At 43.0% G+C, this 22,906-nt stretch carries 23 protein-coding genes and 1 pseudogene; 13 read left to right on the top strand and 11 right to left on the bottom strand.

All coding sequences use genetic code 11. The features are described 5' to 3' along the window. Window positions 1-59 precede the first annotated feature (59 nt). Window positions 60-281 carry a hypothetical protein gene (locus tag BBA02S_RS07145; protein ID WP_223662172.1) on the bottom strand — a complete coding sequence of 74 codons (222 nt, stop codon included), beginning with the start codon at window positions 279-281 and terminating at the stop codon, window positions 60-62. A gap of 195 nt (window positions 282-476) precedes the next feature. Between BBA02S_RS07145 and BBA02S_RS07140 the strand changes: the two genes are divergently transcribed. After that, window positions 477-851 carry a DUF2871 family protein gene (locus BBA02S_RS07140; protein WP_041095213.1) on the top strand — a complete coding sequence of 125 codons (375 nt, stop codon included), beginning with the start codon at window positions 477-479 and terminating at the stop codon, window positions 849-851. Between the two features lie 61 nt (window positions 852-912). Here BBA02S_RS07140 and BBA02S_RS07135 read toward each other — a convergent pair whose 3' ends face one another. Beyond that, window positions 913-1,374: a low molecular weight protein-tyrosine-phosphatase gene (locus BBA02S_RS07135; RefSeq protein WP_041095211.1), complete on the bottom strand. Its 462-nt coding sequence runs from the start codon at window positions 1,372-1,374 to the stop codon at window positions 913-915. Between the two features lie 186 nt (window positions 1,375-1,560). Here BBA02S_RS07135 and BBA02S_RS21740 point away from each other — a divergent pair, with 186 nt between their 5' ends. Next, entirely contained in the window at window positions 1,561-3,573 is a 2,013-nt protein-coding gene (locus BBA02S_RS21740; RefSeq protein ID WP_041113767.1) for a methyl-accepting chemotaxis protein, read from the top strand. Window positions 3,574-3,612: 39 nt separating this feature from the next. On the opposite strand, the gene BBA02S_RS07125 is transcribed toward BBA02S_RS21740, so the two are convergent. After that, on the bottom strand, window positions 3,613-4,074 hold the full coding sequence (locus tag BBA02S_RS07125; RefSeq protein WP_052474978.1) for a competence protein ComK: 462 nt from the start codon (window positions 4,072-4,074) through the stop codon (window positions 3,613-3,615). Window positions 4,075-4,476: 402 nt separating this feature from the next. Here BBA02S_RS07125 and BBA02S_RS21285 point away from each other — a divergent pair. Together BBA02S_RS21285 and BBA02S_RS07120 are read left to right on the top strand one after the other, a co-directional pair. After that, window positions 4,477-4,617, top strand: a pseudogene (locus BBA02S_RS21285) (tyrosine-type recombinase/integrase); the annotation flags it as partial. A gap of 68 nt (window positions 4,618-4,685) precedes the next feature. Beyond that, complete coding sequence (locus BBA02S_RS07120) at window positions 4,686-5,573, top strand: alpha/beta fold hydrolase (protein WP_052477310.1); 888 nt, start codon at window positions 4,686-4,688, stop codon at window positions 5,571-5,573. A 167-nt stretch (window positions 5,574-5,740) separates the two neighbouring features. Here the strand turns inward: BBA02S_RS07120 and BBA02S_RS07115 are convergent, their stop codons facing one another. Together BBA02S_RS07115 and BBA02S_RS07110 are read right to left on the bottom strand one after the other, a co-directional pair. Further along, entirely contained in the window at window positions 5,741-7,171 is a 1,431-nt protein-coding gene (locus BBA02S_RS07115; protein WP_041113766.1) for an S-layer homology domain-containing protein, read from the bottom strand. Window positions 7,172-7,524: 353 nt separating this feature from the next. Next, window positions 7,525-8,016, bottom strand: a complete 492-nt coding sequence (locus tag BBA02S_RS07110) for a shikimate kinase (RefSeq protein ID WP_052475028.1) — start codon at window positions 8,014-8,016, stop codon at window positions 7,525-7,527. Between the two features lie 505 nt (window positions 8,017-8,521). Here BBA02S_RS07110 and BBA02S_RS07105 point away from each other — a divergent pair. Together BBA02S_RS07105 and BBA02S_RS07100 are read left to right on the top strand one after the other, a co-directional pair. Beyond that, window positions 8,522-9,907, top strand: coding sequence for an O-antigen ligase family protein (locus BBA02S_RS07105; RefSeq protein WP_041095199.1), 1,386 nt, complete (start codon window positions 8,522-8,524; stop codon window positions 9,905-9,907). A 139-nt stretch (window positions 9,908-10,046) separates the two neighbouring features. Further along, window positions 10,047-10,901 (top strand): YihY/virulence factor BrkB family protein, encoded by an 855-nt coding sequence (locus BBA02S_RS07100; protein ID WP_041095197.1) that lies wholly within the window; start codon window positions 10,047-10,049, stop codon window positions 10,899-10,901. A gap of 48 nt (window positions 10,902-10,949) precedes the next feature. On the opposite strand, the gene BBA02S_RS07095 is transcribed toward BBA02S_RS07100, so the two are convergent. Beyond that, window positions 10,950-11,930: an S-layer homology domain-containing protein gene (locus BBA02S_RS07095; protein WP_052477309.1), complete on the bottom strand. Its 981-nt coding sequence runs from the start codon at window positions 11,928-11,930 to the stop codon at window positions 10,950-10,952. Between the two features lie 325 nt (window positions 11,931-12,255). On the opposite strand from BBA02S_RS07095, the gene BBA02S_RS07090 reads away from it, so the two are divergent. After that, entirely contained in the window at window positions 12,256-14,412 is a 2,157-nt protein-coding gene (locus BBA02S_RS07090) for a 5'-nucleotidase C-terminal domain-containing protein (protein WP_041113765.1), read from the top strand. 119 nt (window positions 14,413-14,531) lie between these two features. On the opposite strand, the gene BBA02S_RS21280 is transcribed toward BBA02S_RS07090, so the two are convergent. Continuing rightward, the gene (locus BBA02S_RS21280) at window positions 14,532-14,660 is read right to left on the bottom strand and encodes a hypothetical protein (RefSeq protein ID WP_255211748.1); all 129 of its coding nucleotides are present in this window, start codon (window positions 14,658-14,660) and stop codon (window positions 14,532-14,534) included. A gap of 231 nt (window positions 14,661-14,891) precedes the next feature. On the opposite strand from BBA02S_RS21280, the gene BBA02S_RS07085 reads away from it, so the two are divergent. After that, complete coding sequence (locus BBA02S_RS07085; protein WP_041113764.1) at window positions 14,892-16,262, top strand: aspartate kinase; 1,371 nt, start codon at window positions 14,892-14,894, stop codon at window positions 16,260-16,262. Between the two features lie 47 nt (window positions 16,263-16,309). Here the strand turns inward: BBA02S_RS07085 and BBA02S_RS07080 are convergent, their stop codons facing one another. After that, the gene (locus tag BBA02S_RS07080; protein ID WP_041095193.1) at window positions 16,310-16,591 is read right to left on the bottom strand and encodes a late competence development ComFB family protein; all 282 of its coding nucleotides are present in this window, start codon (window positions 16,589-16,591) and stop codon (window positions 16,310-16,312) included. A 137-nt stretch (window positions 16,592-16,728) separates the two neighbouring features. After that, complete coding sequence (locus tag BBA02S_RS20585) at window positions 16,729-16,887, bottom strand: hypothetical protein (RefSeq protein ID WP_156136537.1); 159 nt, start codon at window positions 16,885-16,887, stop codon at window positions 16,729-16,731. Between the two features lie 384 nt (window positions 16,888-17,271). Here BBA02S_RS20585 and BBA02S_RS07075 point away from each other — a divergent pair, with 384 nt between their 5' ends. Then, on the top strand, window positions 17,272-19,104 hold the full coding sequence (locus BBA02S_RS07075) for a S8 family serine peptidase (protein WP_052477308.1): 1,833 nt from the start codon (window positions 17,272-17,274) through the stop codon (window positions 19,102-19,104). Window positions 19,105-19,160: 56 nt separating this feature from the next. Here the strand turns inward: BBA02S_RS07075 and BBA02S_RS21275 are convergent, their stop codons facing one another. Further along, a complete protein-coding gene (locus BBA02S_RS21275) occupies window positions 19,161-19,289 on the bottom strand; it encodes a hypothetical protein (RefSeq protein ID WP_255211747.1) in 129 nt (42 codons plus the stop codon). Between the two features lie 130 nt (window positions 19,290-19,419). On the opposite strand from BBA02S_RS21275, the gene BBA02S_RS07070 reads away from it, so the two are divergent. The 4 genes from BBA02S_RS07070 (at window position 19,420) to BBA02S_RS07050 (ending at window position 22,382) form a co-directional block, all read left to right on the top strand. Next, a complete protein-coding gene (locus tag BBA02S_RS07070; RefSeq protein ID WP_156141465.1) occupies window positions 19,420-20,211 on the top strand; it encodes a hypothetical protein in 792 nt (263 codons plus the stop codon). A gap of 308 nt (window positions 20,212-20,519) precedes the next feature. Continuing rightward, entirely contained in the window at window positions 20,520-21,380 is an 861-nt protein-coding gene (locus BBA02S_RS07060; protein WP_041113763.1) for a CvfB family protein, read from the top strand. A 125-nt stretch (window positions 21,381-21,505) separates the two neighbouring features. After that, complete coding sequence (locus tag BBA02S_RS07055) at window positions 21,506-21,856, top strand: PadR family transcriptional regulator (protein WP_231557180.1); 351 nt, start codon at window positions 21,506-21,508, stop codon at window positions 21,854-21,856. Further along, complete coding sequence (locus tag BBA02S_RS07050) at window positions 21,837-22,382, top strand: DUF2812 domain-containing protein (protein ID WP_041095186.1); 546 nt, start codon at window positions 21,837-21,839, stop codon at window positions 22,380-22,382. Before BBA02S_RS07055 ends, BBA02S_RS07050 begins: the two co-directional genes overlap by 20 nt. 192 nt (window positions 22,383-22,574) lie before the next feature. Here the strand turns inward: BBA02S_RS07050 and BBA02S_RS21165 are convergent. Next, window positions 22,575-22,906, bottom strand: a 332-nt coding sequence (locus tag BBA02S_RS21165) for a hypothetical protein (protein WP_218011588.1), incomplete at its 5' end; no start/stop codon positions are given.

The following is a 22,906-nucleotide window of genomic DNA, read 5'->3' as shown; positions in this document are numbered from 1 at the left end:
TTTAAGATGAATGGAGCGGACGGGAAAAGGCTACATCCGCTTTTGGGCCTGCCATCTGGTTATCTCTTTCTTTTTTCTTTCTCTTTGGCTGCGGCCGAGGAGAGCCTTTCACCGTCACTGCCCAGTAAAAAGTAAGAAATCACTCCTGAGAAGAGGACTGCTCCGCCGGTAATAAGAAGCCTCGTTTGCAGATCGATTTCTGAATAATCTTTATTGAGCATCCATAAGGAAATAGATCCGACGAGAATCATAATCGGAATAACAAATGTTAATTTTTTCACTGCTTCCGCTTCCTTTCAGTAAAATCCACTTATTCACTTACATAGTCTAGCACATGTTGAGCCCTGTGATGGAAAGAAAAAGGACATTGAAGAGTTTTGTTCATCTCCTCCCGTCAGGCTCATAAAAAAATTTATCGACAGCAGTCATGTATATAAAACTGATACATAAATTAGAGTAAGAAGGGAGGAATAACAATGGCTACTCGGTTAATCAAGATTTCTGTTGTGTACTTGGCGGCGGGCGTTTTATTAGGGTATTACATGTCGATCGTCGGTTCTGATGACTTAGCGGATGTGCACGTACATGTGAGTCTTCTTGGCTGGACTGTTCTTATGCTTGCGGGTATCTTATATCATCTTTTCCCAGCTCTAGCACAAACCGGATTAGCGAAAGCACACTTTTGGCTCCATAACATCGGCCTGCCTGTTATGATGATCTCCTCATTCTTGCTTGTTGTCACAAACACCACTTCCTATACGACGGGCGTTACGATCGGGTCTACCTTGACTGTACTCGGTATCTTGCTCTTTGTGATCAATATACTTGCGAACCTTCATACGAGAAGATAAAAACAGGAACAGTCCCTCTGCTGTTTGCAAACAGCGGAGGGACTGTTCTATTTCGTTGCGTTTACAGCTTCTCTTTTTTGATTTTCTCTAATAGTCTTTGGCAGCCTTCCTGAAGCAGGTCGTATGTTTCCTGGAAATCGCCCGTATAGTAGGGATCAGGCACATCCTTTGGCTGGCTGGTTAAATCGAGCAAACGAAGAATTTGCGGATGCTTCGGCTGGCCGAAAAGTTTCTGGATGTTTTGAATGTTGCTTGCATCCATGCCGATGATGTAATCGAAGTTTTCGGCGTCTTCTTTCATAAGCTGTCGGCCGGAAAGTCCTTCGGCGTTTACTTGATATTTCTTTAATATGTCCATTGTTCCTTTGTGGGGCGGCGAGCCGACATGCCAGCCGCTTGTCCCGGCAGAATCAACCCTAATCTGGCTGTCGAGTCCCTCTTTCTGGACAAGGTTTCTAAAGAGGGCTTCCGCCATGGGAGAACGGCAAATGTTCCCGAGGCAAACAAACAATACATTGATCATATCGAACAACCCTTTCCGTTATCATACATAAATAGTAGCAAAACAGCTTGTTTCTGTCATTTTTTCACGCAGCGATTGCCGGTTTGTTTCGCTTTAGTATAATAAAGAAAATTTATATGAAAATACTAAATAAAAAGAGAATTATGTCGAAATATAGAAAGGTAAGCAATTAATAAGGAGCAGGTGATGGAGTTGTTTCAATCCATTCGGGTAAAGGTCATTGGTACCGTAATGGTCATTTTTATTGCGGCGATTATCGCTATGATCTCTGTTTCAAGCGGACAAATTACGAAGAAAACAGAGAGCAGTGTAACAGGGCAAAGCAGGGCGCTCATTTCGGAAATGGAAAGCAGCATCAGCTATTTTCTTGGGCAGTATGAAAGAAATATGTATACGATGGCAGATTCAAAGGTGGTAAAGGAATATACAAATTATTATTCTGAAAAAGATCCTAAAAAAGCCCAGCTGCTTTCAAACGAGATAGAAGGCACCTTCACTTCTTTTACGAAGCAGTACAAAGAAGCTTCTTTTATTTACTTGGCTTTTCCGACCAAGCAAATGAAGATGGTGCCGTTTGCGGAGTTTGAAGAAGGGTTTGATCCGACAACCAGAGTCTGGTATCAAATGGCTGCAAAAGATCCCGCAAAGGTTCACTGGTCTAAGCCGTTTGTAGATGTTATTTCTGGTGAGCAGGTGATTTCTGTCTCTAAAGCTATTGTGAAAGACGGGAAAGTAGCCGGGGTGCTGGGTGCGGATATTAAACTGACGGTCATTTCAGAAAAAATTTCCCAAAGCCAGCTGGGCTATAAAGGCTTTCCTTTTATATTAGATGCTGATGGGGTGGCGCTTGTCCATCCGAGTGAACAAGGAAAAAAACTGATAGACGAGCCTTTCGTGAAGGAGATGTACAATTCGGGAGAGAGCGAGGGTGTCATCCATTATGAACAAAAGGGAGAGAAGAAGGTGAATGTGTACCGCACCCTCCCTGGCGTTGGATGGAAAATAGGAGCCGCTTATTCAGAAAAAGAGCTGGGCAGCACGGCCCAAGAGCTTCAGCGGATGTTTATATGGATAGCATTACTGACAATGACAGCGGCTTTTGTTCTTCTTTACTTTCTCCTAAAGCGCATCATTGACCCGATCCAAACATTGAAGCAAGCGATGGACCAGGTGGCTGAAGGAGATCTGACTGTTCGTTCAGAGGTGGACTCCCGGGATGAAATCGGCCAGCTGTCAAATAACTTTAATTTAATGGTTAATAACATGGCAGATCTTCTTTTCGTTATGCGCTCTTCTGTATCAGACGTTCGTCGTTCAGCCGAGAGCTTAAGTGCGGTGGCCGAGGAGACGAATGCGGTGAGCGAGCAGGTGGCAACAGCGGTGAATGAAATTGCGGCCGGTGCGGCAAAATCTGCCGAGGATGCAGAAGATGTGAATGAAAACTCAGAGCGCTTAGGGAGCCAAATGCAGCTTATTTATGAAAAATCAAGCATGATGGCCCAGACCGCTGTTCGAGCCGATCAAATGAATGCGAGCGGACGTGAACAGATGGAGAAGCTGAAGTATTCATTTGATAGCTGGAAACAGAGCTTGCAATCAATGGCAGAAACTATTTCACAGTTAGATGGAAAGGTGGGGGCAATCGGCCAGGTAATGGAGACGATTACCGAAGTATCGGCCCAGACCAATCTATTGGCTCTAAATGCCAGTATTGAGGCAGCGAGGGCCGGGGAGCATGGCAAAGGATTTGCAGTGGTTGCAGAAGAGGTCCGGAAGCTGGCGGAGCAGTCGGCTCGGGCAACAGAACAAGTAAAAACAACGGTAGGAGAACTGCAGATGGGTTCTCAGCAAGTAGCTAAGCAAATGCTGGAAACGAAAGACACCTTCCAGTCTCAGGAGGAAGTCGTGCATCATACGGATGTGACGTTTGCTGAGCTGTCAAAGCTAATGAATGAACTGCAGCAATCGATTGAATCCGTCTATACGGAAGTGCAAGAAGCGACTGCCTACAAGAAGGAGGTCAGCCAAACGATTCAGACGATGGCGGCTACATCAGAAGAAACAGCAGCAGCTTGCGAAGAGGTCGACGCTTCCACAACAGAGCAGCTGCGTGCGATTCAATCCGTTGCCCAGTCTGCTGAGCAACTGGCTGATTTGGGTCAGCAACTGCAGCAATCTGTCAATCAGTTTAAAATATAACAGCCGTCCCTTGCTGCAGCAGCAAGGGATGGCTCTTTTTTAATTGGACAGGCTGTGTTCAAAGTAACTGAGACAGTTGGCGGTCCGTTCTCTTTGCCGGTTAAAGATGTAAAGTGAACAGGATAGCGGGAGCTCCATTCCATTTTTAAAAGCAACAATCAATTGTCCGTTTCTTACAAAGCATGTATGAATCTGGTGTGGAAGAATCCATATGCAGCCATAATTATCTGGTGATGTGGTTGGAAAAGCGCAGAGGCGTTCTTGGAGGCAAATGATCAGCGGTGTTTTTTTACGATACGGAAAGCGCTGGCGTATCGCTTTAATGCGGCCTTCATAGGTGGAAATCCTTTCGATGCAAGCTTCATTCAGAAGCAAGCGGACAGTCTGCTTCGTGCAGTATATTCCGTTTTTGTCGTAAATGATGGTGTTATAATCTTGGTGATATTCTTCCATAAGCGCCATCGTATCAGTGGTAATCCGATAATTTTCTACAAATTTCATGCTTATTTATGTCCCCCTTTTCTTCATACATTTACATTGTAACAACAACAGTTCTTTGTTACTAGGAACAAAAGTCTAAATATTAAAAAACATTTTATTTTTTTTATTTGATAACCGAGTCGTTTCTTGTTGATATTTGGCGAGTTTCTATAGAATAAACTAAATTTATATGTTCTTTTTTTAGCTTTTCTTTAGTTCTAGTCTAAAGAAGAGATAACTAAAATAAAGGCAGCCGCTCCTTATTCAAAGGCCGGATGAAAGAGTATGCTTGCTCAAGCATCGGCTGCATCCTGGCATGAACAGATGAGAAATCAGCTTTAAATAACTGCCGTTCTTACCCAAAAACACTTCAGCCATAAAATTTAAATCGACTAAACTAATAAGAGGATATTATGTTCAATTAATATTCGAGATGGGTTCTTAATTCAATGGTTATTCGAAACGGGATTGCGTATTGGATAAGCTCCCGCTCTTTTTATGGAGGATTTTGTTTTTGATCATGGAAATAGACATCGGATTCGCTTAGTAGATCTTGGAAAATTAATCTGATGTTCAAAATTAAGAACAAGAACTTTTTCACAAAATGTTACAATTGTTAAAGGAGATGGTCTATGTTTTTAATAATTTATAAAGGGGGGGGCTTAGCATTGAAAAAGGAGATTATTAAAACAAATAGAGGAGAATTTGAAATATTTGTTGGAGGGAAAGGAACAATCCCAATTTGTATTTCACATTTATATCAGGAATTTTTGTCAGGTGATGAACCATTCTCGAACTTAATAGGTCAACATTATAAAGTAATATTGGTGAACTTAAAAAATGCTGGTCACACTTGTAAAGCAAACTCTAAAAAGGAATTAACAATGGAAGAAACAGTAGAAGATTTAGAGAGTATTCGAGAAAAATTAGGATATAATACTTGGGCATTTGCTGGTCATTCAACGGGTGGTTTTTTAGGATTAACTTATTTAAATATGTACGAAGAAAAATTATCTGAGATCATCTTATGCGGAACGGCAGCTTCTAACAAGATTAATCATTCAAAAAATAATTTATTCAATGTGGAAAATAGAAAATATAGAAAAGATGCAGCTAAGATTTTCTTTAAAATGTCATTTCCATTAATGAGTAAAAAGACGAAAGAGGAAGCAAATAAAAATTTTTTTCAATTATGCCTCTACAATAAAGAAAAAATAGAAGAGTATTATAAAGAAATTGAAAGTATTGGAATTAATAAATCGAGGATGAGAGCCTATAGCTCTGAATTTCGTCAGTATGATGTTAGTGAACAAATTAAGAACAAATCTATTCCTGCTTTAATTTTATGCGGAAAATATGATGTACAATGTCCTGTTGAATTTTCCGAGGAGCTTCATAACCTTTTACCAAACTCACGTCTTGTCATCTTCGAACATAGCAATCATTTCCCATTTATTGAAGAAAAAGAAAAATTTATTATCGCTCTTCAAAAGTTTAGTACGAAAAATTACGTTAGTTAAATAGTAATTAAATTAGAAGAACTTTTTATTATTCCACTAACAGGTGCGTTAGTTGAACAAGAAAGGACATAACATATTAGTCATATCAAATATGTTATGTCCTTTAAGTTATTTGTCTTTTTTAAAATTAGGTCTTGATAAATCGCTCGGCTGAAGTGTTTGTTCTTTTATTGAGTGAGCGGCACATATTTCTTTAAGCTGGCTGCGGATACAGGATGAGCCTGTGCACTCTTTGCTTCTGCTCCATTATCCTGAAAGATATAAAAGCTTTTTCGAGAGCTCATCGTGACAATCATTCCGTCTGTCGTCGAGAAGACTTCTGCTCCATGTGCCTTCAGATTAGCTTTCACCGTTTCATCAGGGAAGCCTGCCCGTCCATCGGTTGAGAAAATAGCCATAATAGGGTCAACGGCTTTTATAAATGAAGGAGAAGTCGCTTCTCCCGCTCCATTTTTAGCTGTTTTTAAAATATCCGCCTGGACATCTTGCTTGGACATTAATTGCGTCTCTGCCGCTGCTCCAATTTCAGAGGTCAGCAAGTAACGGATATCTCCGTACGTGATGCGAATAACAACTGAGCCATCGTCCATATTGGCTGCAAGGCTGTCAGCATGAAGCACATCTACGCTGACTTGATGATCAGGGGAAAGGTGCTGGCCGGTTTTGACTGCTTGGCGCGTGATTTTTTTCGCTTCGGCTGCTTGAACGTATTCTTTATATTGTGCGCTTGTTCCCGGCAGGCCGGAGTCGAATAATTTTTCGACATGTAGATGATTAATGACATAATCCGCACCGCCCGTATGACCGTCTCCGGGATGGGTGATAACAAGAGTATGGATTTTTTCAATCTCAAGCGCAGCCAGTTCCCTCTGGATGGCTTCTTCAGACGCCCCGGCATCAATGAGCATCGTCTGGCCGTTAGGGAACTCAACTAACGTAGCATCTCCTTGTCCGACATTTAAAAAGCTGACAGAAAAATCGGGAGTCTCATGGCCGGGAATGAAAAATGGATTGACTGCCCGCGCCATGAAGGCAGCAAACTGCTCTCTTTTTAATACGAGACCAGGCTTGTAAGTGTTGTCCTCGTAACCCGCGGCAATCCCGGCAGCCACCATTTTCTTAATATAAGGATAGGCGGCCATTTTAGAATGAACATCAGAAAAGTTAATCGTTTCCTCATCCTTCAATTCAAAGGCTCTTGATAACAATATCGCCATTTCGCCGCGTGTGACAAATTGAGATGGACGGAAGGTTCCGTCCGGAAAGCCCGAGATAATTCCTCTGTCTACGGCCGAGGCAATGTAGCCAGAGGCGGTATTTGTAGAGCTCACGTCTTTAAATTTTGTTTTGCGTTTGGTGCCATCAAGATCAAGGGCTTTCCCGATAATAATGGCAGCCGCCCCCCGGGTGACTTCCTGCCCCGGTTTAAACTTCCCGTCCGGAAAGCCGCTGATTATGCCTTCATCTGCTAAGAAAAGAATTTCGTCATAGAAGCGATTGTTCGCCGTCACATCGGTAAATTGAGCTGCCTTAGCGAAAGGGATAAATAAGCTAAAGCCTAAAACAAAGGCGCAAACTGAGATCCAAACTTTTTTCAATGATATAATTCTCCTTTCCATATTCGGCTAACGATAGTAATGTTAGCCCATTTTTACAAAAAAAAACAGAGGTTAATAGGTTAAAAGCTAAATGATAAGAAGATCTCTGCGGACGGGAATACGAGCGGTGAGTGTATAAAGAGAGAGGATTGTTTGCATGCTATGCGTAACAGGGAATCAGGAAACAGCAAAGGAGGAGAGAGCCTTGAAAACGAAAAGCAACGTCTTTCCGAAAGGCAAGGTTTTCTGGATGCTTGGTTATATGGCTGTGCTCAGCGTTATAGCTGCTCGCGGAGAGTAAAGGCAGGACGGGAAAGACAGCCCGTCTTGCCTGCAAGTCTTTACTGCGCTGTTCAGTATGAAGTCCACATGGATTCTAATGAGTCTATCAGGCAATCTGCTGCTTCCTCCGCCGTTTTTCCATCGACGGTCAAAGTCCAGTGATTTTCTTGATAGGCTGATTTTCTTTGGAGGAACAGTTCTTCTACTTCTTTTAAGTCTTTTTCGCGCAGAACCGGACGGGTATCAATTAACAGATCTAATCTTTCCTTCCAACGCTCCCAGGAAATATCTACATAAACAACCATACAATTCGCCAGGCAGATTTCCCGTACTTCCGGCTGTGTAAAGGCGCCTCCGCCCAGAGAAATAACTGTCATTGGCTGCTCGCAAAAAGAGCGGATGGTTTGTTTTTCAATTTCCCGAAACTTGTTTTCGCCATGCTCGGCAAATATTTCATTAATAGACAGGCCGTATTCTTTTTCGATGACCTCATCAATATCAATGAATGCCCGGTTCAGTTTTTCAGCAACAAGGGAGCCGATCGTTGTTTTGCCGGCCCCCATAAAGCCGGTTAAGACAATGCTTTGTTCTTTTGATAATCGTGGTACGTTGCTCACTGCATACACTCTTTCTATTCATTTATTTGTTTCAGTATAGTACAGCAGGCTACGGGGGTAAACTTTTTTTGGAAACTTAAACAGCAATGGAGAAAAATTGAAAGAAATACTGCTGGATGATCAGTCAAAAAGCCTCGTCTTTCTTTCATGAAAAGATCCTAACAAGGCTGTTTTCAAAACGTAAAAGTTGTTATGGGAAATAGATAGTATGCGAGAGAAAAAGATGGTAGAATACAAAGGCGGCCTATTAAATATGAGGTCAATATTTGTAAAAGATTAGCTTGTTTTTGTGATATAATGGAAAAGGTGCGTTTTGTACATAGGCTTGGTTTTCAAGGGTTTATTATGTGGTGTGAACGATTGGAAATAGGATAGCGCGCTGCAACCAGTTTTTATGCTATTTTAACCGCTTATAGAAGAGGAAATTGAAAGGGAAGAGGAACAGATCAACATGCTGAATTGGAAGACTTTTTTGCTGCTGCTTATATTCTTGGTTTTGCAGCCGGTTATTGACGTAATGACCACGGCATCGCTTATGATTTTTAACCTGAATCTTACAGTAGGAGTTATCGTTCGCGTACTGTATATGGCGATCATCTTACTGTTAATGCTGAAATTGGCGTTCTCTAGCCGGCTAGCAAAAAAATACATTTTCTATTTAGTTGGGCTAGCTGTTGTGATAGGAATTAATATTGCAGTCAATATGAATTTGAAAGATCCGTACTTTTTATTTAAAGAATTAAAGTTCTATAATAAAGTCATTTACTTTCCAATCCTATTTTTAGGTTTCAATCTATTGTATTTGCAATTGAAGAAAAACCGCGTGCCATTCATGGAGAAAACAACAACATACTTCTTATATTCTTCACTCATTATTAGCGCCGTGTTTATCGTATCATTTTTAACTGGCACAAGCTTATCCAACTACTCTCATACAAAAATCGGTTTTACGGGCTGGTTCTTTGCCGGGAATGAAATTGGCGCAATTATGGCGATCATTTTGCCTATTACTGCCGTTTATGCGATTGAGAAAACAGAGTCTCTTAAAACAAGCCATTATTGGATTCCCTTCATCTTATTGTCCATTTCCATGCTATTCCTTGGTACGAAGGTAGGTTATGGAGGAATCGTTATCGTTTTGGCAGCTGCTTGCATCTCCCTTTTGATTATTTACTTAACAAAGGAACGGACGAAAAAAACAAGGGCGAATATGCTGATTGCTCTGCTTCTGCTTGCAGCTTTGGCGGTTTCTACTCCATTTACGCCGGTTTTCAATAATATGTACGCTCATTTGGGGCTTTTAAACATTGATTTAAGCAAAGAAAAGCCGAGCAAGGAAGTGCCGGAAGATTCGGAGGAAGAGCCTGAAGAAGTGAAAGAAGAACCGAAAATTACGGAAGAACAATTCCAAAACTTAGTTTTCAGCAGCCGCGAAAAGTATTTAGCTGATTTCAAACAGGACTTTGCGGACGCACCTGTTCTGCAAAAAATGTTTGGTATGGGCTTCGCAGGGAACTATGATATGCCTGAACCTGGGAAAGAGCCGAAGATGATCGAGATGGATTTCTATGATCTATTTTTCTCGCTCGGCATTATTGGCTTCTTATACTTGATAGCGCCAATGCTTTATTACGCTGTCCGTTTTATTATCTATTTTGTCACTCAAATAAAAGAAACCTTCAATATTCCATATATCATGTACGGTGTAGGCTTCATCTTAGCTGCAGGGATTGGAGCAACAGCAGGGCATGTCTTTACGGCGCCGGCAGTTTCTATTTATGTTGCCGCTATTATGTCTGTGCTGATGGTGGACAGCCGAACTGTTGATGACAATTAAACAAGTGAATCAAGGCACAACTGAAAGAGAGCGGGGGCAGTTCCCCGCTCTCTTTCAGTTGTGCCGTCTCTCCATTTTCCATGCTTGAAAAAGAGTGTCCGGATTGTTTATGATGTGGAGACAACCAGGAGGTGGATGTATGCATGTTGTGGGATTCATCCAGCGGGTGCTGGCGCGCTTTTTTGCTGAACAGTTTTTTGACCGTGCAGCCCAGACAGCCTATTATTTACTTTTGTCTGTCGTTCCTTTTCTCATTTTTATGCTTTCCTTAGTCAGTTTCTTTCCTATAGAGGAAAAGGATGTGTTGAGTGTTATCCGGCCATATGCTCCGGCCAATACATATGAAATTATTCATGAAAATGTGGAGTCCGTTTTAGAAAAAGGAAAGGGGCATCTCATTTCTATCAGTTTTTTCTCGACCTTTTGGTTATCTTCTATGGCGATCCAGTCGCTGGTCCGTTCATTAAATGAAGCTTACCGGATTAAGCGCCCGCTTTCCTTTTTTAAGGGGATGGTCAGGGACTTAGGGGTCACGCTGATTTTTATGTTTCTTGTTCCCCTTTCTTTAATTGTTCCGCTGGCTGAGCGGCTTTTGCGTTTGCTGATTTCCGCAGAGGTTATCAGCTCCATTGAAGCGGCAACGCCGTTTTTGACTACCTGGACAGCGGTCAAATGGGGATTGGGAACGTTATTTTTGTTTGGCTTCTTTATTTTGTTTTATAAAATTCTTCCCAGCGGAAAGCAAAAGACAAGCTCTGTGATAGCGGGTGCCATTTTTGCTGCCGTCAGCTGGCAGGTGATGTCAGTCGTTTTCGGCGAATATGCAGCCGCTGTCAACTATACACGCATCTATGGGCAGCTTGCCGGAATTGTGATTCTTACTTTGTGGTTTTACTTAACAGCCATTGTTCTTCTGCTTGGAGGGCTCATTAATGCTGAGCTTTCGCCAGATAGAACGGCTCGTGGAGGCAAGCGGGACAAAGAAAAAAGGTGACACCGAAAAGTCGTTGGAAAACGGCCTTTCGGGTCACCTTTTTATTCATTATTGATAGTATTTCCACTTATGCTCGTAGCCGAGGGAAATGTTGTTTAAGTTTACTTTATTTTTGATTTCGCTAGCTGAGAAATAGAAGGCAACAGCTTTTTTCTGATTAGGATTGACTGTCACATTTTTAAATTCTCTCGGTACGCTTGTTTTTGCAACAAGCGTATTGCCTGCGTAAAGATCGTACTTGCCTTGGATGTTGAATACTTTATTGCGTGTGTTGTTATACAGCATTAAATCCATTTTTAAACGTCCATCTGACAGATACTGAACTTTTTGAATTTCTACTTGGACACCTGTGCGGTAGCGCGGTTCAAGAGCGCGGGCGATAAAGACAGAGAACTCTGTGCGGTTGATCGTTTTATTTGGCATGAAATAGCCGTTGCTGCCGCCAGCAATTCCGGCACTGCCAAGAGTAGTGACATATTTATAGAATGGGTCACTGCTTTTTACGTCTTTAAAAGTCACAAGGTAAGAATAATCGAAATCAAAGCCTTCAGTAATGATCTTCGCCATGTGAGAACGCTTTAGTTTGCCGCTTGGATTAAAGTATTTTGCTTTGCTGAAAACACCGTATTTTGTTAAGACCGCGATTTCATCATAAGCAGGATGAGTCATTGGAATATCTCTGAAGCCTGGATTTGGAGCGGATTCGTTTTCAATCCCTAGCGCTCTCGCTAAGATAATAGCCGCATGGTCACGCTTAATCGGATCATTTACACCAAATTTTCCATTTTTATAGCCGGAGATAATGCCGTTTTGTACAAGATAATCAATTTCATCTTTTGCCCAGAACGTTTTTGGTACATCGCTGAATGTTGCTGCTTTTGTTGCATTTGCCGCCTTTGTTTCACTGGCAATGGAAGTTTTGCCTGTGGAGCTTCCTTCTGCGTCTGCTGCTGATGCCATATTGGCAGCCGGCATTAGAAGTGCTAGTGATAACAAAGAGGCTGTTAGAAATTTCACTGCTTTTTTCAATCCTTACACCCCATTTGTCTTATAATCTGATTGATTCCATACATATTTTAGCAGAGACCCCATTTTTTGAGTATCTTCTTTCGTAAAATGAGCCATTAAAACTAAGTCTGCAAATTTAGAATTGAATAAAAAGTTAAATACCTAGTGATAAAGTTTCATTTCTAGCTTATTGTTCGCTTTTGGATAAAATAAACATCTTTAATACTAGGTATTAAATCCTATGAAAGCTATTGCTGTTCATTTTTTCTGTAACTATATTGCTTTTTTTCTGAAAACTAATAATCTTTAACTATAGGTTTCTTTCTATAAGAAGGAGGAGTTGAGTTTGCGGAAAAAGAAGGCATTGTCTCGAAAATTGCTTGTTTTAACAGCAGGAGCTGCTATTGTGGCACCGGCACTAAGCCCGGTGGAGGGGGCTTCAGCGAAAGGGGCCTCGTTTACGGATGTGTCCGCGCGCTATGCGGAAGCTGTATCCTATCTAACGAGTAAACAGATTACCAATGGATTAACGGCCAGCCGCTTTGGCACGGATGTCTCTATTTCACGTGTAGATGCGGCCATACAGCTGGCAACAGCTTTAGGTCTCGACCCGCAAGGCGCATACAAAAGTGCCGGTTTTACGGACGTACCCGCACGCGGTCAATGGGCGGTCAATGCATTGGCAGAGAAGGGAATTCTGTCTGGCAAAAAACCGGGCACCTTCGCTTCGCATGAGCCGATCACACGCAATGAGATGGCACGGTTAGCCACTCTTGCCTACGAACTGAAAGTGGATGAAGCCGTCACAAAAACAGCATTCACTGATGTGAGCCTTAAATGGGCCAAGTATGTCGCCACTCTTGTCGAGAACGGCATTGTTCAAGGAAAAACAAGCAGCCACTTCGGCTCTGCTGATCCAGTAAAGCGCGGTGAATGGGCGCTGCTGCTTTACAATTTGCATAAGATGTCCGGGAAATCATTTGACTTGACGATCATGCATACGAATGATACCCATGCCCATATTGAAAACGCAGCCAGAAAAGTAACGGCTATTAAAGAGGTGAGGGGAGCCAAGCCAGATGCTTTGCTGCTAGATGCGGGAGATGTATTTTCGGGCACGTTGTATTTTAATGAGTATCTGGGACAAGCTGACTTAGAATTTATGAACCTGGTCGGCTATGATGCCATGACGTTTGGCAATCATGAGTTTGATTTAGGGACGAAGCCGCTTGCTGACTTTATCGCAAAAGCTAAATTTCCATTCGTTAGCTCGAATGTAAACTTTACAAGCGATGAAAACATTAAAGGGTATCAAATAAATGGAATTTCAGCTCTTCCAAAGGATGGAACCGTGTACGGCGGCATGATTAAAGAGGTCAACGGAGAAAAAGTTGGTATCTTTGGTTTGACAACGGCGGAGACGAAGGAGATTTCAAGCCCTGGAAAGGTCGCCTTTGACGACTATTTGGAGAAATCGAAAGAAACCGTCGCTGCCTTTGAGAAACAGGGGGTCAATAAAATTATTGCTTTAACGCACATCGGCTTTCAAGATGGCGGCGGCGACAATGATAGGACGCTCGCAAAGGAAGTGGAGGGCATCGATGTAATTGTCGGCGGGCATTCTCATGACCAGTTGAAGGAGCCGGTACTGGAAACGACGGGAAAAGAACCGACCGTCATTGTACAGGCAAATGAATACAATAAGTTTCTCGGTACGCTGGATGTCAACTTTGATAAGCACGGAAAAGTCATTGGACAGGCTGGAAAATTAATAGAAATTGACGCTAAAAATGCAGATGGCACTTACGTATTAAAGGATGATCCGGAAGCGGCAAACATTTTAGCCGAGAAGTACAAGCCGGCAGTCGATGAAAAGAAAAAGACGATAGTCGGAAAGTCAGCGGTTGCTTTAAATGGAGAGCGGGCGGATGTACGGACGAAAGAGACGAACCTTGGTAATTTGATCACAGATAGCATGCTCGAAAAGGCAAAAACGATCAACAAAAATGCTGTTATTGCCCTGCAAAATGGCGGCGGTATCCGCGCCTCCATTAACGAAGGCGACATTACCCTTGATGAAGTGCTGACAGTGATGCCGTTTGGCAATTCATTGGCGATTATGAATATAACAGGAGCGGAAATCCGGGCAGCGCTTGAGCATAGCGTCAAAGAAGCACCAGGGCAATCGGGCGGCTTTTTGCAGGTGTCAGGACTGACATTTACGTATGACAGCAGCAAGCCGGCCGGCGAGCGGGTACAGACAGTGGAAGTGAAAAAGCCATCTGGGTATGAGCCGCTTTCCGATCAGGAATCTTATGTAGTCGCGACCAATACATTTACAGCAAAAGGCGGAGATGGCTACAGCATGTTCGGCAAAGCTTATCAAGAAGGCAGAGTCAGTGAGCCAGGCTTTGTGGATTGGGAAATGTTTAGAGAATATCTCCAGGCAAATCCGGATGTGGCCCCGCAGGCAGAGCAGCGAATTACTGATGTTCACCAATAAATCAATAAATTGAAAGCGCCGGGAGCTAGCTGTTTGCCCGGCGCTTTCCTATAGGGAAAGGATATGATTTTTTATTCATAGTCCCATTTGCCTTTTGCCATACTAATAGCAACCATCATTTATTTGCCCATTGACTTAAATTGATTCATCAGCTTGCCGCGGGATTTTTCATTTCTGAGCAGGTAGGCTGCTCCAAGAGCTAACGCGGCCATGGCCGTTTTGTTGCCTCGTGATTTGTTCTTTTTCATAACTAGTTGCACGCTCCTTTAATCAGCTGTTTTTACTGTAATAAATCATGTACATATCATAGATATTCCCTAAAATGTATGAAATAAACGAAATCTGGGGCCAGCACATAGATACTTACCTAGACAAATATCAGATTATTTCTTCTTTTTTTATGCAGACAGTGTTATAATCTTTCAAATAAAACTTTTTCCATCAAGAAAATCTAACTATGCTTAAGGAGTGAACTGGGAATGAAGGTATGTAAATTTGGGGGGACGTCCGTAGCGAGTGCAGCACAGATCAAGAAGGTTGCTGCCATCATTAAAGAAGATGCTACGCGCAAGATTGTTGTCGTTTCCGCCCCAGGTAAACGCTTTGATGAGGATATCAAAGTCACCGATCTGCTGATCAGCCTGGCAGAAGCCGCTCTTTCAGGAGAAAATGCGGAACAAGAACTGCAGGCGGTTGTAGAGCGATATGCCGATATAGCAGCTGAGCTTGGGCTCAGTGATGAAATTGTCCGGGTAATTGAGCAGGACCTGCGCGACCGTGTGCAGCAACAGAAAGATAACCGCGACTTGTTTGTGGATCAGTTAAAGGCGAGCGGAGAAGATAATAACGCGAAGTTGATTGCTGCCTATTTTTCAAGCATTGGCCTTGAAGCAGAATATGTCAACCCGAAAGAAGCCGGCTTAATTGTCAGTGATGAGCCTGGACGAGCCCGCGCACTGCCGGAAGCTTATGAGAATTTGCGCCATTTGCGCGACCGTAAAGGCATCGTTGTCTTTCCAGGATTTTTCGGCTATTCCCAAGCTGGCGTTATGATGACGTTTGCCCGTGGAGGGTCCGATATTACTGGCTCCATTTTAGCGGCTGCCATCGGTGCTGAGCTTTATGAAAACTTTACTGATGTAGACTCTGTTTTTGCAGCGAATCCGAAAGTGGTCGATCAGCCGGTTGAAATTAAACGAATGACTTACCGGGAAATGCGTGAATTATCTTACGCCGGATTTTCCGTTTTCCATGACGAAGCGCTTATGCCGGCCTTCCAGCATTCTGTACCGGTCTGCATTAAAAATACAAACAATCCTTCCGCAGAAGGCACGATGATTGTAGCAGAACGCGAATATTCTAAAAGCCCGGTCATCGGCATTGCTGCAGATGGCGGTTTCTCAACGATTTATGTCAGCAAATATTTAATGAACCGCGAGCTTGGATTTGGCCGCCGCCTGCTGCAAATCCTTGAGGAAGAAGACATCTCCTATGAGCATACACCATCTGGTATTGATGATTTGTCTGTGATTGTGCGCAGTCACCAGCTATCGCCGGAAAAGGAAGAACGGATCATTAGAAAATGCCGTGAAGAATTAAAGGTAGATGATGTTCATATTGATCATCACTTTGCCATGATTGTTCTGGTCGGTGAAGGAATGAACAACACCAAAGGCTTGACTGCCAGAGCGACTACGGCGATTTCACAAGCCGGAGCGAATATCGAGATGATTAACCAAGGTTCATCTGAGGTCAGCCTAGTCTTCGGTATTAAGGAAGAGGATACAAATAATGTATTAAAGGCGTTATATAAAGAGTTTTTTAGCACAACGGCCGTCCTTGGCGTGTAATTGGGTCATATAAACAAAAAATCCGTCTGCCTGGACGGATTTTTTGTTTATTTTTCTATAGTTACACACCGTTTATTAGCTGATACAACAGCCGCCGCCTGTGCAACAGCTGCAACTGTGTTGGCGTAGTCCTGTGTATTGACCATGTACTTAGCCTTCACTAATGGTTGTCTGCTGTTATTAACAATATACGTTGGAGGGACTTTGTTCAGCGAAAGAGCCAGAATATCTTCCTGACATCTTGGACATGTACAGGAAAGGTGCAAATAATCAAGCTGGTCAGCAATGATTCCCTTTACAATATCCTCCATTACATTATACACCGCCATATTTACGCCCCCATTCTTTCCTGATTATAACATTTTCAGCAAAAAAGATTAACAGCTATTTTTTGGCGGATATAAAAAAACCCGGAAGATGCAAAAGCATGTTCCGGGCTCGTCAATCACTTGCCTATTTTTAATGATTAGCTGGATATTTTCTCCAGAATACTATGATGGTTCATGCGCACGCGATGTGCATTTTGATAAGACTTGCGCAGCTGCTGTGTTTCCAGTCTTTCTTTAATTTTCGGCAGCATAATGGCCGCAACTAATCCATAAGCTAATAATTTTTTGGCGTTCATCTTTCTTCATCTCCGTTCTTAAAAGTTCGTCTGATCCTATTTACCCGACAATCATCAAGTAGAAACGTGATCCTTCTTTTGCTGTTATGTAGCTAAGGGGCAAAATGCTTTAAAAAAGCGGGTTGAAGCCAGTGAAACTATACTCTTTCTTATTATAACATAAACTGGGTGAAATTAAACGAAAACACCCCCTTATATGAAAATTATGGCATTTCATCCATGGTTGAAGCGAGTAACAATAAAATCTTCCTGTCTTCTCCTTTTTTGGTCTGTTTGCCGAGATCGCTATAAAAATAGATAGACGTCTGGTTCTAAAGACACTATAATGTTTCCATTAGCAATAAGAGATTCTAGCACTTTATAAATACAATGGGAGGAAGAAGGATGGGGATCAGTTCAAGGCTGCGAAAGGCAGCAGCAGCGGGGACGATGGCTTTCGCAGTCTCATGTGCTTGGCTCGGAACAGGAGAAGAATTAGTGAAAGCTGCGGAACAGCCGCAGTTATCAATAGGACAAAAGTTTCAAGGAGAGTATGAAAAAGGAGAGCTCGTGATTCGTTTTAGCCATCCGCTGGCTGAAAGGGAGCGCCAAGCCATTTATGCGAAGCACGGATTGTCTGAAGAAGGTGTACTGGCGAATGGGCTTTTTGCCAACGTTTCCATTAAAAATAAACAGGAGCTCGCTCAAACAGCTGCGGACTTAATGAAAGAAACGGCTGTAAAGCAGGCAGAGCCGAATTACCAGCTGACAAGCCAATTTAAGCCGAGTGATTCCTACTATAACAAGCAATGGTTTCATACGAAAATTAATGCTCCGAAAGCATGGGATCGGACGCGCGGCAGTTCACAAATTACGGTTGCAGTGATTGACGGCGGTGTGGACACACGTCACAGCGAATTTAAAAATCGCATTGTCCAGTCTTATAATGCGGTGACCGGAAGCACGGTTTTGCCTGCTGACAGTCATGGCACGCACGTAGCCGGCATTATCGGTGCCGCCATGGACGGGGCGGGGGTAACCGGTGTTGCTCCAGGGGTAAAGCTCATGCCCGTCAATGTATTTGAAGGTGAATATGCCGACAGCTATACTATTGCAGAAGCAATCATTTATGCGGCAGATAAAGGCGCTGACATTCTGAATCTCAGTTTTGGAAGCTACTCGTACAGCGATATTCTTGAGTATGCCGCTGATTATGCAGTAAAAAAAGGGTCAGTTGTAATTGCGGCTGCGGGAAATGAAAACGTAAGCTTGCCGTTTTACCCCGCCGCGTTGTCGAATGTTATTGCGGTGAGCGCGACTAATTCAGCCGATGAAATTACCGATTTTTCTAATTTTGGCCGTTATATTAATCTATCAGCGCCGGGAGAATCGATTTTCTCGACAGCGCCGAAAAATTCATATCGTTATATGGATGGCACTTCTATGGCAACACCGGTCGTTTCAGGAGCGGCAGGACTGGTTTTATCAAAGAACCCTTTTCTTTCTCCGCAGCAGGTGACACGAATTTTATACAATTCATCGATTGATTTAGGAGATCGGTCGTGGGATGCTTTTTACGGCAATGGCCGGGTGGATGTGCATAAAGCGCTGGCAGCAACCCCTGAGCCGATGGGAGAAATTTCGCTTAATATGAAAGAGATGAAAGTGACAGGCAGCAGCAATTTAAGAGCAGGGATGGCCGTTAGCGGCAACATGAGAGGTACGGTCTATGTAGAAAATGCAAGCGGAAAAAATATCCGAACGCTTGTAAAAGGAGCTGCACCGCAAAAAGGCGGCTTTGTTGCTTACTGGAATGGAAAGCTTGATAACGGCTCCTTAGCACCGGCGGGACAATATTCAATTGTTTTTCGAACAGCTGATAACCGTCAGTTTTTAACGAAAAAGGCGCCGTTTAAAGTGGTTCGCAACTTGTCGCCAGCCATTCAAGCGGAGACGGATCATATAACGTCTTCTGCCTCTGCTGACAAAGGGTTGAATGTGAAATTTACCATCAATAAAAGCTTGTTTGTTACAGCCGCCGTTTACAATGAGAAAGGAAAGCTCGTTAAATCGCTGATGACAAAAAAAGCATTGCCTGCCCGCAGCCATTATGTTTTTTGGGACGGCACAAATGGCAACTTGAAAAAAATGCCTGAAGGCTCTTATCAGCTAGTCATGACGGGCACAGACTTAGAGAACCAGCAGGCAACAGCAAAGGTGGCCATCACCTTAAATTAGACTGTGCCAAGAAGGAAAATTAAACAAAAAAATCTCCGGGCAACTGCTCGGAGATTTTATTTTTGTACAGACATCACTCGGGCTGTTTTTCGCTTATCAAGCATTTTTTTGACGATAGGATAAAGAAGGGGACCGTATTTAAGCGCTAATTTAACCAGTGAAGCTAAGCCTCTTTTTTTGCTCATTCTATTTACCACCTTTTTGAGAGCGTTCATCTTAAAGATAAGTTTCCCTTTTTAAAAATTATTAAACAAAGTACCATGCTTCTCTTTTGAATGATATAATAAAAGGGATATTTTACTAGAAAAGGGGAAAATGATGAAAAAAATAGTGTATCTGTTTATGGCTGTTGTCATGATCTGTTCCTCTGCACTCTTATTTCCGCCTTCAAAAGCGGAAGCCACTGTGGTTTGGGACGGAGTTGAGTTGAAGGAAGGCACGATCGGAAAAGTAACGATTCTAAAGGATACTCCTTTGTTTCAACGGTCCAAAGGGAAAATTGTTAAAGTCCGGACACTGAAAAAAGGACAAACAGCTAGTGTATTTGCGGTAACGAAAGGCTATTATCACCTGTACAAAAAAACGTTTATTAAGAAAAATTCCTATGCTAAATTTACGCCTGTTCCAGAAGAGGTTCAGTATGAACTGAACAAGGAATACCGCACTGTGTACTATGGGCTGAAGCTCAACAAGAAGCATGACTATACATATTATGATACCCAAAAAGGTGCTCAAGAATGGACGTATAGAGGGGCTGCATATGGCTGGGAAGTTTGGAACATAAATGGAAAAAGAGGGTATGCTTATCGAGAAGGAAAATATTGGATGCGTCTAGGCGTAGCTAATTCCGATTCGATCTTTTTAAATATTAAGCTGCCGTTAAAAAAAGGAAGCTATTGGAAGGATGACGTGAATGGAACTCATTACCGGGTTCTGTCAGTAAACAAAACAGTTAAAACACCGGCTGGCACCTTCCGCCATGTAATCGAAATTAAAGACTCCGAGAAACTCTATTACTATTTTGCGCCAAATGTAGGGCTGATTCTTAAAGTAGATGATAACGGTAAAAATCCAAAACGAGTGTTTGAGCTTAAAAAAATAAATTAATTGCTGCACCTTCATTCTTTGGGATGAAGATTCAGTTGATCGACAAAAGGGGTTCGGAAGAGGTTTCTGCCGAAGCCCTTTTCCTTTTTGTTGAGGGGAAGAAAGTGGAGAGAACGACAAACTTCTCCCAGCTTGTGAATCCAATCATTTGGCTGGTTGTTTCCTCGATGTTCATCTCTGCAAAAAACTTTATTCTTTGGAATGAAGTTTTTTTGCAGAAATGATGCGCCCGCTGAAAAGCCTGTTATAATTAAAGCCGAAACGGGAAGATTGTTAATAAATATGAGTGAAAGAAGGATTTACCCAATATGGATAATTTACAAGCTGGCACGATTGTCACGTTGGATGTGAAAAATGAAGCTCCCTTTGGCTGGTTTTTGACGGATGGAGAAGAAACGGTGTTGCTGCATCATTCAGAGATACAGGAAGGGTTTGATCCGGACGAACCGGTAGAAGTCTTTTTATTTCAGGATCACCAAGGACGCCTTGCTGCTACAATGACGATGCCGCTTATTACCCAGGGGACATATGGATGGGTAGAAGTGGTCGGAGCTGAAGAAAAGCTTGGCGTATTCGTTTCCATCGGCATTACGAAGGATATGCTCGTATCAGAAGATGATTTGCCATTTCTATATTCAGTGCGCCCTATTGTTGGTGACCGTCTTTACTGTACGCTTAAGCTGGATCGAAAAGGCCGCCTGTTCGCCAAGCCGGCGACGGAAGAAGTAATGGCAGAGCAATTTGCCAAAGCCACAAAAAAAGACTTCAATAAAGATATTACCGGAATTGTTTATCGCGCTGCCAAAGTTGGCACGTTTATTATCACGGCAGAAGGTTACCGCGGATTTATTCATGAATCCCAGCGGCAAGTCGAGCCGCGTCTTGGACAAAAAGTAGACGGCCGCATCATCGATGTGAAGGAAGATGGATCGGTAAATGTTTCTCTGCTTGGCCGCAGGCAGGAAGCCCAGCAAGACGATGCTGAAAAAGTATATGCGTACTTGCTGCAAAGAGGCGGCTCAATGCCATACAGCGATAAAAGCTTTCCTGAAGAAGTTGATAAGCGCTTTTCCATGAGCAAAGGGGCTTTCAAGCGGGCGCTTGGGAAGCTGATGAAGGAAAAGAAAGTGTATCAGGAAGATGGATGGACCTATCAAGTGAAAGAATAAAGACAGCAGACTGCCGGAAAAAATCGGCAGTTTTTTTATTGACAAAATGTTTGGAAGAAATTATTATATCAATAAGTGATATATCAATTTTGGATATATTAGTAATGGATATAGAAGGTGAGCGATTGAAAAAAGAAGATATGGAACAACTAACGGACCCGGCTTACTATATTCTTCTATCTGTGTTGGAAGAAAGGCACGGGTATGCCATCATGCAATACATTGATTCTATTTCTGGCGGAGAATTCATAGTCGGGCCGGCTACCCTTTACACGCTTGTGAAAAAACTTGAAAAGTCCGGGCTGATCGTGCTGCTGGAATCACCGGGCGACCGCAGAAAAATATACAAGGCTACAGAAAAAGGCAGGCTGATTCTGCGCAGCGAGGTAGAAAGAAGAAGTCGGATGGTCCAGCACGGAGAACGTGCATTTCAATTGTTAAAGGAGAGGGAAAACGATGGGGAAACAGAAGAATAGGCGTTATATGTCGTCGGGCGGATTGGCATTTAGTGAAGAAAAAGATATGAAGAAGCTGAGCAAAATGGCAGAGAAGGGCTGGATTCTGCATTCCTTTGCTCCAATGGGCTACACGCTTCGCAAAAGCAATCCGCGCCATCTGATTTATAGTCTGGATTATCAATATGTGCCAAAGGAAGAGCTCGAAGATTACTATGATGTCTTCCGGGCTGGCGGCTGGCAGCCGGTCTGCTCAGAAGGAAATATGCACATCTTCTCGGCTGCCCCTGGAACGCGACCAATTTATACCGATCGGTCAACAGTGGTTGAAAAGTATAAGCAAGCAAAGGGGCTAATCGGCAAAGCCGTCGTCTTTCTTTTTGCTGTCACAATCATTCTTTATGCGGCAACGGCCGTGTTTTTTCCAGACAGCACGGCAGATCATGAGGTGGTTTTCTGGATACGCATGCTCCCAGTGATTTTTCTTTTTCCAGCTCTTTTAACTTGGCTGGCTTACCAAGTAAGAATCGGCCGGCAAAAAGGATGACCGCTTCTTCGTTTTTTGCTGCTTGCCTGATAATTAATCACTGGTTCATTCGCAAAAAGGGTTCGGAATGGTCTCATTCCGAACCCTTGCTGTTTTTCTGAGCCATTCGAGAGAAAGATAGACCTCTTCTGGTCGATGATTCTCTTCCCCAAGCTATAAAAAATATAAAAAGGAATGATACCGGCTAAATAGCTATGCTGGACTGTTTTTCAAAAGCAGTCCCCTTTTGATGCACTCCGTTGATTGGAACAGAAGGCGCGCAGACTCCTGCGGGATCAGCGGGACAGGAGAGATCCCGCAGGCGCTTTGGCGCCGAGGAGGCTCACCGCCCGCCCCATGGAAAGCGAAGCGCCTGGAGTGGAAAGCAACCGTTCCATCCATCAGCACAATAAAAAGGCCGGCTGATGTTTCCTTCCACCGCTTGATAACGGCTTGATTATCCCATTTTCGAACAGAAATGACTATAAGGCAGTCCCCTTTTGATGCACTCCGTTGATTGGAACAGAAGGCGCGCAGACTCCTGT

The sequence above is a fragment of the Bacillus badius NBRC 15713 genome (genome assembly GCF_001591605.1).
In the GTDB taxonomy this organism is placed as follows: domain Bacteria; phylum Bacillota; class Bacilli; order Bacillales; family Domibacillaceae; genus Pseudobacillus; species Pseudobacillus badius.
Note: the sequence above shows the minus strand (reverse complement) of the source record. Positions and strands in the feature narration are given on the sequence as shown.